The 17543-nt window shown below is 73.3% G+C and carries 7 protein-coding genes and 1 pseudogene; 6 read left to right on the top strand and 2 right to left on the bottom strand.

Going from position 1 to position 17543, the window contains the following annotated elements; translation table 11 throughout:
- Positions 1 to 115: 115 nt before the first annotated feature.
- Positions 116 to 958, bottom strand: a complete 843-nt coding sequence (locus tag MW084_RS01585) for a hypothetical protein (protein ID WP_275563789.1) — start codon at positions 956 to 958, stop codon at positions 116 to 118.
- 1230 nt (positions 959 to 2188) lie between these two features.
- On the opposite strand from MW084_RS01585, the gene MW084_RS01580 reads away from it, so the two are divergent.
- Positions 2189 to 7276 carry an AAA domain-containing protein gene (locus tag MW084_RS01580; protein ID WP_338057710.1) on the top strand — a complete coding sequence of 1696 codons (5088 nt, stop codon included), beginning with the start codon at positions 2189 to 2191 and terminating at the stop codon, positions 7274 to 7276.
- Positions 7277 to 7375: 99 nt separating this feature from the next.
- Here MW084_RS01580 and MW084_RS01575 read toward each other — a convergent pair whose 3' ends face one another.
- A complete protein-coding gene (locus MW084_RS01575; protein ID WP_010469296.1) occupies positions 7376 to 9544 on the bottom strand; it encodes a UvrD-helicase domain-containing protein in 2169 nt (722 codons plus the stop codon).
- Between the two features lie 179 nt (positions 9545 to 9723).
- Here MW084_RS01575 and drmA point away from each other — a divergent pair, with 179 nt between their 5' ends.
- The 5 genes and pseudogenes from drmA to MW084_RS01550 all read left to right on the top strand — a co-directional run bounded on the left by drmA (position 9724) and on the right by MW084_RS01550 (position 17410).
- The gene (gene drmA, locus MW084_RS01570; protein WP_010469298.1) at positions 9724 to 13539 is read left to right on the top strand and encodes a DISARM system helicase DrmA; all 3816 of its coding nucleotides are present in this window, start codon (positions 9724 to 9726) and stop codon (positions 13537 to 13539) included.
- A pseudogene (gene drmB, locus MW084_RS01565) lies at positions 13536 to 14591 on the top strand (DrmB family protein); the annotation flags it as partial. The gene drmA and the pseudogene drmB (MW084_RS01565), both read left to right, overlap by 4 nt.
- 5 nt (positions 14592 to 14596) lie before the next feature.
- Positions 14597 to 15427 (top strand): DUF1998 domain-containing protein (drmB, locus tag MW084_RS01560; RefSeq protein ID WP_275563434.1); only part of this gene is annotated, 831 nt, incomplete at its 5' end.
- A complete protein-coding gene (gene drmC, locus MW084_RS01555) occupies positions 15424 to 16188 on the top strand; it encodes a DISARM system phospholipase D-like protein DrmC (protein WP_010469302.1) in 765 nt (254 codons plus the stop codon). The genes drmB (MW084_RS01560) and drmC, both read left to right, overlap by 4 nt.
- A 352-nt stretch (positions 16189 to 16540) precedes the next feature.
- On the top strand, positions 16541 to 17410 hold the full coding sequence (locus MW084_RS01550) for an alpha/beta fold hydrolase (protein WP_010469305.1): 870 nt from the start codon (positions 16541 to 16543) through the stop codon (positions 17408 to 17410).
- Positions 17411 to 17543 lie beyond the last annotated feature (133 nt).

Raw genomic sequence — 17543 nt, 5'->3', positions numbered from 1 at the left:
GCCGGCCGGTCCGGCGGGTTCGGGGCCTGTGGTGCCCGCTGCGCTTCGCGTGAACTGGGTCAACGCGAAACGGTTTCCGGGTCGCTCACGGCCGCTCACGGCTGCTCACGGTCGCTCACGGCCGCCGGGGCGCCTCGTGCGCCGGGGACGCGGCCGTCTGCCGGGAGATCCGCGGCATCGTCTCGTTGGGGGAGCGGCGCAGCAGCTTGACGGAACGGCCCTCGGCCCACGCGTTCCACGCCTTGAGGTAGTAGAGCAGGTGCTCGCGTGAGTCGTCACGGCGCCGGTGGGCCTTGCCGGTGGCGAGACTGAGCATCGTGTTGCGCAGGGTGAGGCGGGGGTCGCCGGGTTCGAGCCGCGCGCCGGTGACGATTCCCTCTTTCCAGGGGGTCTGGTCGATGTCGGGCCGGGCCTCGGTGGTCACGTACCAGCCGATGGTCGCCGCGGTGACGGTGACCCGGCACGCGCGGTTGAGCGCGATGCCGTGCTGCAGCGCGTCACGGATGCCGGGGTGCCGGCCGAGCAGGGTCAGCAGCTGGTCGTTGCTGGTGACGGACGAACCTCCGCTCCAGGCCGAGTTGGGGGCGTTCAGGTACAGGTGGAGGCCGCGCAGGGCTGCCGCCAGGTGGGCCGAGTTGGCCTCGCCCGCCAGCGCGAGCGTGTCCCGGCCGGTGCGCTTGCGCCCGGTGTCCATCACCGTGAAGGAGGCGCGGGGGACGCCGTGGGTGACGGTCAGGGGCACGGACGTCCCCGCCTTCGCGATGGCCGCCAGGCGGTGCTGCCCGTCGATCAGCACGCCGTCCTCGTCGAACGCGATGCCCTGGTGCGTCAACTGCCATTCGCCCCGCTGGATCCGACCGGCCAGCTGCTGCACCGCGCTCTTGCTGAGGGGGCGGTTGCTGGTGTTGCGGGTGAGCCATTCCGCTGCCAGCTCGGGGCTGACGTGGACTACCTCCATGTGCACGGGGTGCGGCCTTTCTCTCTCGGACGGCCAGACGGGAACCCGCTCGGGCGGCTCCGGGGGAATCATGGACCACACTTGTGAACTTAGTCAATTCATCTGTCGCTCAACTCGTTGGTCTTCGTGCGGACTTGGCGGCCGACGGGCCGGGCGTCCGGGGCGGCTTCGGGGCGCGGTGCCCCGCGGCCGGATCGCCGCCCCGCGGAATGGGGATGCGGCCCGGCTGATATTCTCGCCCTGTGTGCTGAGTTCACACTCAAGTCGTGGCGTCGAGGGGTGCGTTATGTGCGCACTCGGGGTGGCCGGGGCGGAATGACACCGAATGGCCACCAGGTGGCCCTGAACAGCAGTGGGGTGGCGTGTGAGCCAGGGCGAGAGCGGCTTCGGCGGAGGCGTGCGGCCGGTCGGTTCCGGCTACCGGTACGACGACGGACTGCACGTCCGCGTCGATGACGTCGTGCCCTACGAGCTCGTCGACCCGGAGGGCTCGGAGGGGTACCGGCAGGGCGACGACCTCATCCGGTGCACGCTCCACCTGGACAACGACACCGCCCGGCCCGTCGACGTCGACGGGATCGCCCTGCTGGTGCGCGGCGGACCGTACGGCAAGACCGGGCGCCGGGTGGTGGACCGCGAGTCCTCCGTGCTCGACGGGGAACTCCAAGGCACCCTGCGCGAGGGGCGCCGGACGTCCGCCACCTGGGCCTACTGCGTTCCCGCGGGCACCGCCGCGGACCTGGACATCGAGGTGAGGTTCCCCGGCCGCCACGGCCGGCGGGGCGTCACCTTCACCACCGCGGGCGCGCCGGCCTCCACGGCCCCCGGCGGCCTTCCGCGCGCCGGGCGCCTCCGGGTGGGATCGCTTCCGGACCAGGCGCCGCTGTTCGGGGAGCGGCAGCCGTCCCTCTTCACGGACCCCGAACCGGAACCGGTGGACGGCGGCGGCCGGCCCGGCCCGGGCACGATCCCCGCACCGGCCCGGCCCGCGTCCCCGCGGCCCGCCGGCCCCGACCCCGCCGGGGCGCCCCCGACGCGGCGGGCGCGCNGGCCGGACCCGCCCGGCCGCAGGAGACCGCCCCCGGCGATCCCGACGCCCTCCGCGTCCGCCAGATCTTCCGGTTCCTCGCCGAGGCGGAGGAGTCCAGGACCCGCCCCGTGCGCACCCTCGACGGTGCCGCGGGCGTCGTGTGGTTCGAGGAACTGCCCCACGCGCCCGAGGTCTCCGTGATGCTCGACGGCGCCCTCGCGACCGAGGAACCGGCCTGGGTGACCGTCGCCCGCCCCGAACGCCAGGACGCCCCCCACCTCCCGCCCCTGCTCGCGCCCTGGGTCGACGAGACCCGCATCCGCGACTTCAAGCAGAACCGCGCCCCGCACCTGCGCCGCCGGATCGAACCGGAGTTCCCCGACTGGTCCCGGGGGATCCCCCTGGAGAAGACGTACCACGAACTCGACCGGCACCCCGAGCGGGAGAGGATCGAGAAGCGGTACGCGGCCTGGGAGCAGGAGTGGCTGGCGTGGGCCGAGCGGCGCCGCGCCATCGACCCCGTCGTCAGGCTCTACGACCGCATGCACAAGATGCACGAGGACGCCGCCAACCTCGGTGAGGCCTACGAGCTCGTGCTGGGACTCGGGCGCCTCACCTGGCAGACCGCCGGCGGCCAGCGCGTCGAGCGCCACCTGGTCACCCGCCGGGCCGTCATCCAGCTCGACCCGGCCACCGGCACCCTCACCGCCGCCCCCGACCCGACGGCCATGGGGCCGGAACTGGAGGAGGGCATGCTCGAGGGGGCCCAGCACGTACCCGGCCCCGTGCGTGAGCGGATCATCGACGTGCTGGACGGCGCCTCCGACGTGACCGACCCCGCGCACCTGGAGGCCGTGCACACCGCCCTGCGGAGCTGGACCAACGCGGCGCACAGCGCCGGCGGCTACTCACCGGGCGTGGAGCGCCTCCGGCCGCGGACGCTGGAGGTGCCCCACGTGGGACTCACTCCCGCGCTGGTCCTGCGGGAACGCAACCGCCGTTCGACGCTGGACGCGCTCAAGGCCATCGCCCGCCGGATCGACGCGGGCACGCCCCCCACCGAACTGCTCGGCCGCATAGCCGGCCGCGGCGGGACCCTGACCGCCGCCGACCTCGCGGCGGCGGAGGACGACGGGACGCAGGCCGGCGACGCCGAGATGTACTTCGCGCTGCCGGCCAACGAGGAGCAGCGCACCATCGCCGAACGCCTGCGCGCCAACCGGCTCGTCGTCGTCCAGGGACCGCCCGGAACCGGGAAGACGCACACGATCGCCAACCTGGTGACCGACCTCCTCGCCCAGGGCAAGCGCGTCCTCATCACCAGCCACACCCCGCGCGCACTGCGCGTGCTGCGGGACAAGCTGCCGGAGTCCGTACGCGACCTGTGCGTGAGCCGGACCGAGGACGGCGCGGCCGCCCAGCGGGAGCTCGAAGCGTCCGTCCAGAGGATCCTCAGGGAGTACGCCGGCTACGACCCGAAGGCCTCGCAGAAGGAGATCGGCACCCTCCAGGCGAGGCTCGCCGCGGCCCGCTCCTCCCAGCAGGCCATGCTGCGCGATCTCGCGGTGCTGCGGGAGCAGGAGACCCACCGGTTCGAGGCGGAGATCGGCGACTACCACGGCACTCTCCAGGAGATCGCCGAACGCCTCACCGCCGAGTCGGAGCGCTACGACTGGCTGGGCCCGGTCCCCCGGGAGCAGCCGGCCCTGAGCGCCGACGACGCGTTGCGCCTCCTGCACGCCACGCGGGCCTTCACCCCGCACCACCGAGCCCTCGCGGCCGATGTCCCCGGCCCCTCCGAACTGCCGGGCCCCGCGGAGTTCGAAGAAGCCGTGGCCGTGGTGCGCGCCGCGGAGGACGCGCACACGGTGGTACGAGAGGACCCGCTGAGCAGGCAGTACGACGCAGCCGTGCACGGCCTCGGGGACACCGGGCGGCAGCGGCTCGCCCTCGCGCTCGACGCCTTCTCCGCCGCCCGGTCCCGGGCCGCCTCGCTCGCCGCCTCGGCCGGGGACTGGGCCGCGGCCCTGCTGCGGGAGGCGACCGCGGGGCAGGACTGGCAGGCACGCAGCCGCCACACCGCCGTCACCGAAGCCCTGACCGCGGTCGACGCGGCCCTCGCCACGCTGGGCACCGCGATGGTCAGCGGCCTGGAACAGCACGACCCGGCCGATGCGCTCGCCCAGGCGACCAGGCTGCACGACGGGCTCCTGCAGGGACAGAAGCTGCGGGGCGCGCTCGGCACCCGGACGAGGCTGGCCAAGGCCGTCGGCGGGTTCGTGCAGACCGTGCGGGTCGACGGCCGGGCCCCCGAGGACGCCGCGACCGCGGCCGTCGTCATCGCACGGATCCGGCTCGAACTCCGCCTGGCCCAGGTGGAGGCCGAGTGGGGCACCCCCTCGGGCGCGTGGCAGGGGCACGGTCCGCGACTGGCCCGCCTGCGGCAGGACGCCGACGTGCTCGAAGCGCTCCTCGCCGTCACCGCCGCCCGCACCGACGTGCTCACCGCCGCCGCCACCTCCCCGGCGCTGTCCACCGCCCCCTGGCACGAGCCCGCCGTGGAGAACGCCGTACGCGACCTGCTGCGCGCGGCGGCCACGCTCCGGGCGGCCGAACAGTCGCGCGAGGTCATCACGGCCGCCGAGGAGCTGCTGCGCTCCTGGAGCGACCGGCCCGGCGTCTCGCCCGCCGTCGCCCGCGCCCTCGGCACGGTGCGGGCCCGGGACCCGGAGGGCTACCGCGAGTTCAGCGACGAGATCGCCGAGGTGCGCGAGGCGGCCCGGCTGCGGGCCGAACAGGACGACGCGCTCACCCGGGTGCGGGAGGCGTTCCCCGCCCTCGCCGACCGCATCGCCGGTTCCGCCGAGGACACCGTGTGGGACACCCGGCTGCCGCTGCTCGCCGAGGCGTGGGCCTGGTCGGCGTGGCGCGACCGCATGGAGCGGCTGACCGCCCCGCAGGCCGAGCGCGACCTGCGCCGCCGGCTGACGGAAGCCGACGACGAGGCACGCATCATGCTCGCCCGGCTCGCCGCGGCCCGGGCCTGGCACCGCTGCCTCGGGCTGCTCACCGGCGACCAGTCCCGCGCCCTCAGCGCGTACCAGCAGGCCGCCCGCCGCATCAAGGGCAAGTACCAGCACCGCTACCGGCGCGACGCCCAGGCCGCGCTGCGCAAGGCGCAGACGGCGGTGCCGGCCTGGATCATGCCGCTGCACCAGGTGGCGGAGACCGTGCCCATGGACCGGCCCGGCATCTTCGACGTCGTCATCGTCGACGAGGCCAGCCAGTCCGGCCTGGAGGCCATGCTGCTGAGCTGGCTCGCCGACCGGATGGTGGTCGTCGGGGACAGCAAGCAGGTGAGCCCGTCCAACGTCGGCCTCAGGCAGGACGAGTACTTCCACCTGAGGGACCGGCTGCTCACCGCGCTCGAACCGGACGTCCGGAGCCTCTTCGGGCCCGACTCCAGCTTCTTCGACCTCACCGAGGCCCTCTCGGCGGGCCGCGGCACGCTCATGCTCAAGGAGCACTTCCGGTGCATGCCGGAGATCATCTCCTTCTCCAACGAGCTCTGCTACGACCGGCAGCTCCAGCCGCTCAGGCAGTACGGTGCGGACCGGCTGCCCCCGGTGCGCACCGTGCACGTCGAGGGCGGCGAAGCCCTCGGCGGCAACGACCGGCTGGTCAACACCGCCGAGGCCGAGGCACTCGTCGAGGCGGTGGTGCGCTGCTGCGCCGACCCCGCGTACGAGGGCAGGACCATGGGCGTCGTCAGTCTCCGCGGCAGCAAGGGACACCTGACGGAGCTGGAGAACCTCCTCGCCGAACGCCTGGACTACGAGCAGCGCGAGGCACGCCGGATCCGCGTCGGCGACGCCGAGGACTTCCAGGGCGACGAGCGGCACGTCATGTTCGTCTCGTGCGTCAACTCCGCCACCACCGCGGCCGGAACCGTGCCCGGAGGCTTCAACGGCAAGTCGTACGAGCAGCGGCTCAACGTGGCCGCCTCCCGCGCCCAGGACCAGCTGTGGGTGTTCCACAGCGCCCGCCCCGAGCAGTTCCACGAGAACGACCTGCGCCGGAAGTGGCTCGACCACCTGACCCGGCCCACCGAGGAGGAGACCGAAGAGGTCAGGGGCGAGGTACGGCCCGACGTGCGCCACGAGGCGTTCGACAGCCTGTTCCAGCAGAGGGTGTACCTGGAGCTGAAGGCCCGCGGTCACCGCGTGCGGCCGGGCTACCGGGTCGGCCGCCACACGATCGACCTGGTCGTCGAGGGCGGGACCCGCCGGCTCGCGGTCGCCTGCGACGGCGACGCCTTCGCGGACGGCGAGGACGCGTCCACCGCGGCAGCCCGTCAGCGGGAACTGGAACGGGTCGACTGGACCTTCGTGCGGATCCGCGCCAGCCGCTTCCACCTCGACCGTGAACAGGCCCTCGCCCCGCTGTGGGCGGAACTGGAGCGGCTCGGGATCGAACCGCTCCCGGAGGCGGAAGCGGAGCCCCCCGCGGAGAAGGAGGCCGCCGGTGCCCCGCCGGCCGCCGGCCGCGCCGGAGACGGCCGGACGGCGGCTCCGCGGGAACACGCGCACCCCGCCGGCCCGGTGCCCCGGACCGCGGTGGCGGACACCGCGCCGGGCATCGCACCGGACACCGCACCGGACGGTGCGGCGGCGGCCCCCGGGGGGCCGGCGGACCCGCCGGGAACCGGGGAACCCCTGGAGGCACCTGTTCCGGATCCGGCTCCCCAGCCGGCGCCGCAGGCCCGTGCCTCCGCGCCGGCCGCGCCCCCGGCACCCCGGCCGCGGCCGGCGCGGGCGGCACACCGCACCGCCCGCGCCTCCCTGCCCGTCCAGGAGATCCCGGCCGCCGCCTTCCACCGGCTGGTCCGCGAGATGCAGGAGCTCCAGGCCGCCATCGACGCCCCTGACGGGACGCCCGACGGCATGGACGCGGCGAACCTCGTCTTCCTCAGGAAGACCCAGGCCGACCAGCGCGACCGCCGGACGAAGCGACTGGCCTTCCTGCGCACGTTCGTCGATGCGGTCCGGGTCGGCCCGGAGACGCCGGAGCTCGTCTTCCCGGGCGCGCTGCTCGTCGTCGAGTTCGACGGGCAGGTCGACGACGCCCTGTACACGATCGCCGAACTCGCCGGCGACGAGGCCGAGATCATCTCCCCCTCGTCTCCGCTGGGCCACGCGCTGATGTGGCAGCCGGCCGGCCGGAAGGTCTCGTACGACGCGTCCCAGGGCAAGGCGCACACGGTCGTCGTCCGGGAGGTACGGGCCTGAGCCCCACGCGGACGCGGCCGGAGGACGCCACGAGCGACGGCGGCCACGGGCCCCGCCGCCCGGATCACGGGAGATCCGGGCGGCGGGGCCCCGTGCGTCTCAGCCGAGGACCGGGTCCAGCATGCGGCTCCGCTCACCGCTCCACGAGACCGCCAGCGCGTCGCGGGCCCGCGTGCACGCGACGAACAGCAGGCAGTGCTCGGCCAGCAGGTCCGACCGGTGCTGCAGGGGGTCGACCTCGGCCGGTGTCACCTGCGGGGCGAACGGCAGCACGCTCGCCGTCACGCCGACCACGGCCACGCACCGGAACTCCAGCCCCTTCATCGCGTGCATGGTGGCCACACGGACACCGGACACGCCCGGCCCGGGATCGTCCCTGACCGCCACCGCCGGGACGCGCTCGCGGCGCAGACGTGCGACGACCGCGTCGACCAGGGTGTTGAACCGGGCGCACACCGCCACCTCGGACGGCTTGACCCCGTCCTGCTCGATCCAGGTGCGGACCTGCTCGACCAGCGCGCGCAGCTCCTCCTCCTGACCGCCGTACCCGCGCGCCACCGGGACACGGCCGTGGAGCTCGGAACGGTAGCCGCGCAGGGAGTCCCGGCCGCCGTCGTCGTCGTCCTCCCCGAGCCGGCCCACCGGCTGGCCGTCGAGGAGGGAGGCGGACCAGCGCAGGATCTCCTCGGTGCTGCGGTAGTTGAGGCGGAGCCGCGACGTGCGCCCCCGTACGTCGATGCCCAGCGAGCGCAGCGAGACGCGGGAGTCGTAGATGCGCTGATGGGGGTCGCCGACGAGGAACATGTCGTCGGACTGGGGGGCCACGCACGCACGCAGCACCCGCCACTGCGCGGGATGCAGGTCCTGGGCCTCGTCGACGACGACATGGCGGTAGCGCGGCGCACTGCCGGCCAGGATGCGCGCCGCCTGGTCGCACACCTGCGTGTACGTCGCCGCGCCGCGCGAGGCGAGATCCGTCGCGAAGCGCTCCATGACCCGCCACAGCCGGGCCCTCTGCACCCGCCCGACCTGTGTACCGCGTCCCCGCCGCACACACCGCAGGTACTCCTCGGGGGTGCGCAGCCCCTGCGCCAGGACGACGTTGCGGAACTCCTGGGACAGGAACTGCTCGGACCAGGGAAGCTCCTCGCGCGCGCCGGCACGGGTCCAGGCGCTCTTCTCGGCGGCCGCCGACAGCGGCTTCGGGGAACTGCCCCTCGCCTCCCGGATCACCCTGGCGGCGAGGGCGTCCACCGTCGTGACGTCGACGCGTTCCAGCAGACGGGCGTCGACGTCACCGAGCAGGAGCGCCAGACTGTCGCGAAGCGCGGCCGCCATCGCGTTGGTGAAGGTCGCCAGCAGGATCCGGTCGCCCTCACGTCCACCGCGCAGCAGGTGCCGGACCCGGTGCAGGGCGACCACCGTCTTCCCCGTCCCCGGACCGCCGGTCACCTGGGCGGGACCGTTGAAGCCGGGGTGGTACGCATAGCGGCGCTGGGCGGGGTGAAGGAAGATCCGCCACCGGGTGAAGTCCTCGGTGACGATGCGCTCCAGCTCACCGGGCCCCGTGACTTCGACGATGTGGTGGGAGGTGTTGAGGACCGCCTCGCTGAGGGTGACGGCCGACCGGTCCTCCGCCGCGCGGACGGTCTGCCCGCGCGGCGCGATCAGCTGCTCCCAGACTTCTTCGGGGGAGTAGCCGGCGGCCAGGAACTCCAGGACCTCGTACTGGTCCGCGGGCATCATGGGAGGCGTCATGACCGTCAGGTCCTCCACGGTGACGCACACGCGGGCGAGCCGCAGCACCTGGTCGTCGATCCCGAGGTCACGCAGGACGGTGTCGGAGTGCTCCTCGAAGAGACGGGTGGGGGCGGCGCCGGCCTTCGTCTCGAAGTAGGTCTCCATCTGCTCGAGCGCCTCGACGTTGCGCACCTCCAGGCCGCCGGTGGCGCTGTTGACCGAGTAGGCGCGCTTGCAGGCCCAGTTGATCGCCTCGTCGTGCGGCGCGACCCGCAGGAGTGTGAACAGCCCGCTTCCGTCGTCGGGAGCCAGGAGGACGCCCCGGTAGGCCCTGGTGACCCGGATCGTGCGGATCCGGGGATCGCGGGCCCGTTCGAGCTTCTCCAGATGCATGCCCTTGCTGGCGTGGAGCTGGGGGACGCTCATGCTCTGGAACATCCGTATCGCGTCGTTCACTTCCTTCTGGACGGGCCTCTGCAGCGAGATGAGGTCCGCGACGAAGTCGTCGGAGAGAGCGAGTCGGGGCATGGGCATCCTCGGGTCGCGGATGGACGGTGACGGCGGGGACCAGCCTAGGGACTTCCGCCTCCGGAGGGGGAAGTACCACCGGGTTATTGTGTGAACTGAGTCAACAATTTATCCTTCTGTGGTGTTGCGCGGCCCGCTCCGGCTCGTGCTCCTCCGGACCCGTCCGAAAGGACCCTCCCATGCCGGCCCAGACCGCCGTACCGCACCCGCTCGAGGAAGTGCCCCAGACGTTCCGCGCCGGAGACTCCTACGAGGTGCGGGACGGACTCGTGGCCTACGTCCGCCGCGACCTGCTGGGGCCGTGGGACGGTGAGACCGAGAGCCTGCCGACCGCCTCCTCCGGCCCCCGTGACCGGTACCTGGTGGGCATGCTCGGCCCGCGACCGCGGACCGTCACCGCGGACCGGATCGCGCTCGCGGCCGCCCAGAGCACGGACGGGGAGTCGGGCGACGAGCAGGAGGGCGACGACACGGGCCTGCAGGACCGGCTGACCCCGCAGGCCGCCGGTCACATCTGGGCCTCCTCCATGGGGCTGTCCTTCACGGTCCCCGCCTCCGTCGGCACACTCAGCGCCACCGTCCGCTGGGGGCGGTACACGCAGTCGGAGGAGGCCACCGACCGGGGCGGGACCCGCAGGGTCTGGTCGCGTGAACCCGTCGAGCACCTGGTGGACGTCGACGTGACGGGCGCGGCGGACCGGACCGTCGAACTCGAAGGAGCGGGAGTCGTCCTCGACGTGCAGGTGCGGCGGCACACGGGACGGGACGGCGCCGAGGACCTGCGGATAGTGGAACTGGCCCTGGTGAACCGGCAGCAGGACAGCCGCGAGGCGCGCGACGCCCACTGGCTCTTCCAGACCGAGATCGACGTCAGCGCCTTCCCGGACGGCCAGGCCGCGGTCTTCCTCCCGGTCGACGACCCGCTCGACCCGGCGAACCGGGACAGGGCCCCGGAAGACGCCGAGGACCGCCGGCTCCGGCTCCTGTACCGGGACAGCCTCAGCCACGCCAAGGGCCGCAACGTCGCCGTCCACGCGCACGTCCGGGACGGGGAGCGCAACGCGCACCGTCTCACCACCACATGGCTTCCCGAGTACGACGTCCGAGCCACCACCGCTCCGAGCACGGACGAGCAGGAACTGCTGCGCGGCCTCGAACTCGGCATGGACGAACTCGCGGCACTCGCGGTGCCCGCACGCCGGACCGAACTCGGCGACGCCCTGGCCCCGCTCGCCGACGGGTACGCCTCCTGGCTCGAACAGCAGCGGCAGAAGGCCCGCTCCCTCCCCGACGACCTCCGCGAGTCGGCCGACGCCGCCATCGGCCAGGCGATGGAGGTCTGCGACCGCATCACCTTCGGCATCGACCGGCTCGCGGCCGACGACGCGGCCCTGGAGGCGTTCCGGTTCGCCAACCGCGCCATGGCGCTCCAGCGCCGCAACACCGCGATCGCCGCCGCCCGCACCGGCCGGGAGGACGATCACGCCTCCTACCGGGAGGCGTACGACGAGGTCCACGCCCAAGGCAAGGAAGCCGCCAGCTGGCGCCCGTTCCAGCTCGCCTTCGTCCTGCTGAACATCGACTCCCTGACCCGGCCCGGGCACCCCCATCGCGGTACCGGCCGCGAAGCCCTCGTCGACCTGCTCTTCTTCCCGACCGGGGGTGGCAAGACCGAGGCGTACCTCGGCCTGGCCGCCTACACGTTCGCCCTGCGGCGCCTGCAGGGCACGGTCGGCTCGGGCACGGAGGCCCGGAGCGGCGAGGCAGGCGTCGGCGTCCTGATGCGCTACACCCTGCGCCTCCTGACCGCCCAGCAGTTCCAGCGCGCCGCCGCGCTGGTCAGCGCCTGCGAGGTACTGCGCCGTGAGGAATTCGCACGCGACCCCCGCTGGGGCGCCACCCCGTTCCGTATCGGGCTGTGGGTGGGGACCTCCGTCTCGCCGAACTGGTTCGACGAGGCCAAGGAGCAGATCGCCGAGGCCCGGGAGAACGCGACCGACAAGCACGCCCGTGTCCTGCAGGTCCTCACCTGCCCCTGGTGCGGCAGCGGGCTGACGGCCCGCTCCCACATGGAGTACGACGAAGGCCGCCGCCGGATCCTGCTGTACTGCCCGCGCGGGGAGGGCGAGGACCGGTGCCCCTTCTCCCGGCGCGAGTCCCCCGGCGAGGGCATCCCCGTCCTCACCGTCGACGAGGAGATCTACCGGCTCGCCCCGGCCCTGCTCATCGCCACCGTGGACAAGTTCGCCCAGCTCCCCTGGAACGGGTACGCCGGCCTGCTGTTCGGCAGGGTGACGGAGCTCTGCCCCCGGCACGGCTACCGCCACGACGACCTCGACACCAGGACCGGCTGCGCAAGGCGGCACAACACCAGGGGCGACCTGCCCGCCGTCACGGCACAGCCGGTCACCCGCCTGCGCCCCCCGGACCTGATCATCCAGGACGAGCTGCACCTGATCTCCGGCGCCCTCGGCACCACCGTCGGCCTCTTCGAGTCGGCCGTCGACCAGTTGTGCACCTGGAGCCTCACCGACACCCGAGGGCGGCGCCACGAGGTCGGCCCCAAGATCGTCGCCTCCACCGCGACCACGAAGCGGGCCGCCGACCAGGTGCTCGGTGTCTTCGGACGCAAGGTCGCCGTCTTCCCGCCGCAGGTCCTCGACGTCGGGGACACGTTCTTCTCCCGGCAGGTCGAACTGAGCCGCGAGAACCCCGGCCGCCGCTACCTGGGCGTGTGCGCGCACGGAACACGCCTCAAGGCCGCGGAGATCCAGGTCGCCGAGACCCTGCTCCTGGCCGGGCAGCAGCTGTTCGACGACTACGGCAAGCCCGCGGACCCGTACATGACGCTCGTCGGCTACTTCAACGCGACCCGCGAACTGGCCGGCATGCGGCGGTACATGGACGACGACATCACCACCCGGGTGCGTTCCAACGGCAGCCGCAAGGGCCGGGAGACCCTGTCGGACCGCATCGTCAGCCGCACCGGCATGCTCAGCATCCAGGAACTGACCTCACGTATCTCCTCCGCCGACATCGGCGCGGCGCTCAAGCGCCTGGAGACCGGGTTCGACCCCGAGCGGGACACCTCGGAGCGGCGGCGCGCCTTCCTGCGCGAGTACGCGGCGGCCCTCAAGGAGAAGCGCGTACCACGCGCCGCCATGACACCGAGCGCCAGGCAGGCGGTCGACGTGGTCCTCGCCACGTCCATGCTCCAGGTGGGCGTCGACGTGTCGCGGTTCGGCCTGATGCTCGTCGTCGGCCAGCCCAAGAACACGGCCGAGTACATCCAGGCGTCCTCGCGCGTCGGCCGCGACGCCTCGCGCCCCGGCCTCGTCGTGACCCTCTACAACTGGTCGCGCCCGCGGGACCTGGCCCACTACGAGGACTTCGAGCACTACCACGCCACCTTCTACCGCCAGGTCGAAGCGCTCTCCGTCACCCCGTTCACCCGCCGTGCCCTCGACCGGGGCGTCGCCGCCACCTACGTCGCGGCCCTGCGCCAGGCGGCCTACGAGAACTCACGCAACCTGGACGCCCACGACGTGGACCTCGACGGCCCCCTGGCGCGGGAGGTCGAACGCCGACTGCTGGAACGAGCCGAACGGGTCGGAGGCGAGCGACCCCGCCAGTACCTCGGCGAACGCCTGGACCGGCTGAAGGACGAGTGGCGGCGGAAACGGGACGAGAACAGCTCGGCGCTCGGCTACCGCAAGGAGAAGCACAAGGCGGCCGTCGTGAACGGGCTGCTCAGGCGGGCGGACGGATCCCGATGGACGGAACTGACCGTCGGCATGTCGATGCGTGAGACGGAGAACGAGATCAACCTCCTGCTGCCCGGCAGCGGAGACTTCGCCGAGAACCCCTCGGGCGGCGGCCCCCACTGGGACTTCGGGGCGGCCGGCACCGGGACCGACGACGAGCCGGCGGCCACCGCGGACAGCGACGCGTACGGACCCGCCCCCGCGGACACCCCCAGGAAGGCGCAACGATGAAGAGCAGGAGCCACCGCAGGGTCGGCGCCGTCCGCCCCAGCCACCTCATGTTCACCGCAGGCGTCGGCTCCCTGGTCGACCTGCCCAACTTCTCGGTCCTCGTCAAGGGGATCGACTCGTGGAGCTACTCCGGTGTCACCCACTACGACATCGACGAGCCCCGGCTGCGTGCCGCCGTCAACCGGTCGCTCCAGCGCCACGGGCGCGGACGGATCGACCAGTTGCGGGCCGCCCCCTGGCTGGAGGGCGGTGACACCGACCCCAGGGGCTGGGCCGCACAAGGAGTCGGAGTGCCCGTCACACCGTTCCCGCAGTGGCTGCGCTGCACCGCCTGCAACGTCCTGGCCGCCGCCGACTCCGACGAGTTCGCCTTCGTCAACGCCAATCCACGGGCGCCGCACGAAGCGAAGTTCGTCCACGACTGCAGGCGGGGCAAACCCCTCGCCGTGGCCGCCCGCTTCACCCTGGTGTGCACGACCGGTCACCTCGACGAGTTCCCCTACACCCCCTACGTCCACCACGGACGGACGTGCGACAGAACCCCGCACCCCAAGCTGCGCATGAAGGACCACGGCGGCAACCAGGCCGCCAACGTCACCATCGAGTGCGTCGCCTGCGGGACCAAGCGCAACATCCGCGAGGCGATGGGCGAACGAGGGCGCCGCCACCTCCCCCGGTGCCGCGGCCGCCACCCGCACCTGGGCACCTACGCCCCCCACGGCTGCGACCGGGAGCCGGTCCTGATGGTGGCGGGCGCCTCCAACCAGTGGTTCCCGCTCACCCTCAGCGCGCTGGCGCTGCCCAGGAGCCGGGGAAGCGACATCGAGAAACTCCTCGACGACCACTGGCCGGAACTGGAGAAGATCGAGGACCGGGCCGAACTCGCCTTCCTGTCGCGCCTGCCCCGGTTCGGGTTCCTCAAGGAGTTCGACGCCGACGCCGTCTTCGCGGCGATCGGAGCCCGCAAACGGGGAGCGGAAGGCCCCCTCCCCTCCGCGCCCGACGTCCAGGCGGACCTCTTCCGCCCCGAGTGGGAGGCCCTCTCCGGGCCCNTNCNCCGCCCAGCGACGACTTCGCCCTGCGGCAGGTCCCCGTCCCCGCCCCGCTGGACGCGTTCTTCTCGGACGTCCGCCAGGTCGAGCGGCTGCGTGAGGTGCGCGCCCTGATCGGTTTCACCCGGCTCGACGCCCCCGACCCCGAATCCCCGGAGATCGCGACCCGCGTGGACCTGTCCCGGGGAGCGCAGAACTGGGTGCCGGCCAGTGAGGTCCGCGGTGAGGGCCTCTTCCTGAGGGTGCGGGACGACCTGATGGCCGACTGGGCGTCCCGCATGGAGAAGTCGCCGCAGATGGAGGCGCACAGGGAGGCCTACGGGCGGTTCCGCACCAACCGGAAATCGGACCGCAAGACGAGCGACTTCGACCCCTTCCACGCCTGGCCCGGGGCACGCTACATCGCCCTGCACACCCTCTCGCACCTGCTGATCCGCACGATCGCCCTGGAATGCGGTTACAACTCGGCCTCGCTGGCCGAACGGGTCTACGCCGGAGACGAACAGAACCCGAGAGCGGGAATCCTCATCTACACCGCCGTTCCGGACTCCGAAGGCACCCTCGGAGGTCTGGTCTCCCTCGCCGAGGGGCGTGACTTCGAGCGGATCGTCCGCCGCGCCCTGTCCGACGCGGAACACTGCTCAGCCGACCCGCTCTGCTCCGAGCGCCTGCCCCACGACCCGGGCGACTACCTGCACGGCGCCGCGTGCCACGTCTGCCTCTTCGTGTCCGAGACCACCTGCGAACGCGCCAACCGGTTCCTGGACCGCCGCTTCCTCGTCCCGCTGTCGGGAGACGGGGAGCAGGTACTGACCCCGGCCGGTCTGCGCCCGTGAGCCGGACGGGGTTCGGGGCCGCGGTCGAAACCGCCGTCGCGGCACTCGGCCTGTCCCGCAGCGAGGACCTCGCCGCCCTCCTGGCACAGAGGCACAGGAGGGAGAGGGCGCTGGCCGAACTTCCGACACCCGGGGTCAGTGATGCCGTCACGGCGCTGTACGACGCGATGGAGGCCGAGTCGGTCCCCTTCCCCGAAGCAGCCGCCTATGTGCGGGGCTACGCCGCGGCCATGGCGAACGCCCGGGACAGGGTGCGGGTCCGCACCGTGTGGAGCGGCCCCTCGACGCCGATGGTGCCGGTACGGGCGACCGCTCAAGTACTCGTCGACGTCATCGGTGACGCCCATGAGGAACTGCTGGCCATGACGTACGCGGCCCGTCCGTACCCGGCTCTGACACGGGCCCTGGCCGCCGCCGTGGAACGAGGCGTGAGGACGCACGTCGTCGTCGAGACGTTGGCCGGGGCCGGAGGACTGCTGTCGGGCCGGGAACCCGCCGAGGCGTTCACCTCGGTGCCCGGGCTGCACCTGTGGCACTGGGCACGCGACCCGGTCCGCCACCCCCGTTCGCGCCAGCACGCCAAACTCGCCGTGGCCGACCGCCGCACGCTCTTCCTGGGCAGCGCCAACCTGACCGAGTCCGCGATCCACCGCAACATCGAGGCAGGAGTGCTGGTGAGTGGTGGCGAAGCGCCGCGACGGGCGGCGGAGCACATAGGGGAGCTGCAACGCCTGGGCGTCCTGAAACCGCTCGGACCGTGAAGCAGCGGCGCCCCCGCGCGCCGCCGCTCCGGGCACCGGGAAGACCCCGCCCGGCCGCCTACGGCCCCCGGCATCCTTTTCCACCAAGGCGCCCGCCGCCCGNGACNCCNCNCCTCCCGCCTGCCCCGAAGCCGGCCTCCTGCCGCCTCCCGCGTCCCGCGTCCAGCCGGGCAGCCGTGTCTGCGGCCGGCTTCGGGGCAGGCGGGAGGGGTGGTGCCGCTGCGACATCCGCCGACCGGGGTGCCGGTTCGCACGGACTGCCGGCCCGGTGGCCCCCGCGGAAGGGCGCGGGGCCGCCCCGGGCCGGCGGGCGTCGCGGGCGGCGCGCCGACGAGGACGGGAGGTTCGGGTCGTGTTCGAGGGCTTCGAGACCAGGCGGGTCCGGACCGGCGGGGCGTCGATCCTCGTCCGCCACGGCGGGGAGGGGCCGCCGGTGGTGCTGCTGCACGGCCACCCCCGGACGTCCGCGACCTGGCACCGGGTCGCCCCGCTCCTCGTACGGCGCGGGTTCACCGTGGTCTGCCCGGACCTCCGGGGATACGGCCGGTCCATCGGCCCGGCACCCACGGCGGACCACACCGGGCACTCCAAACGGGCCGTCGCCGGCGACGTGGTCGAGGTGATGCGCGCCCTCGGCCACACCCGGTTCGCGCTCGCCGGGCACGACCGCGGGGGCGCCGTCGCGCTGCGCCTCGCGCTCGACCACCCCGACGCGGTGTCGCGCGTGGCGCTGATCGACTGCCTGCCCGTCTCCGAGCACCTGTCCCGCATCACGCCGGAGTTCGCCACGCAGTGGTGGCACTGGTTCTTCTTCGCCCAGCCGGACATCCCCGAACGGGTCATCAACGCCGACCCGGACGGCTGGTACCGCGGCGACCCGCGGAGCATGGGGCGGGAGAACCACGACGAGTGGCGCGCGGCCATGAGGAACCCCGACGTGGTGCGGGCGATGCTGGAGGACTACCGGGCGGGCCTGACCGTCGACCGCCGGCACGAGGAGGAGGACCGCGCCGCCGGAGTGCGGATCGGGTGCCCGGCACTGGTCCTGTGGTCGCTCCGGGACGACCTGGGGGACCTGTACGGGGACCCGGTGGAGATCTGGCGGCGGTGGGCGACGGACGTGCGGGGCCACGGCATCGACTCGGGGCACCACGTGGCCGAGGAGGCACCGGAGGCGCTCGCGTCCTCCGTCGCGGACTTCTTCGCCGGACGCCCCGGGTAGGGGGCGGCCCGGACAGGGGACCTCCGGGCCGCCCGGTCCTGGCACACGGTCCCGGCACCCCGCCTTCCGCCCCCGGGTCCCGGCACCCCGCCTTCCGTCCCCGGACCCCGGGCCCGGCACTTTGCCTTCCGTC

Origin of the sequence: Streptomyces sudanensis (assembly GCF_023614315.1) — a bacterium.
In the GTDB taxonomy this organism is placed as follows: Bacteria; Actinomycetota; Actinomycetes; order Streptomycetales; family Streptomycetaceae; genus Streptomyces; species Streptomyces sudanensis.
This window is presented reverse-complemented; position numbering and strand designations above follow the sequence as displayed.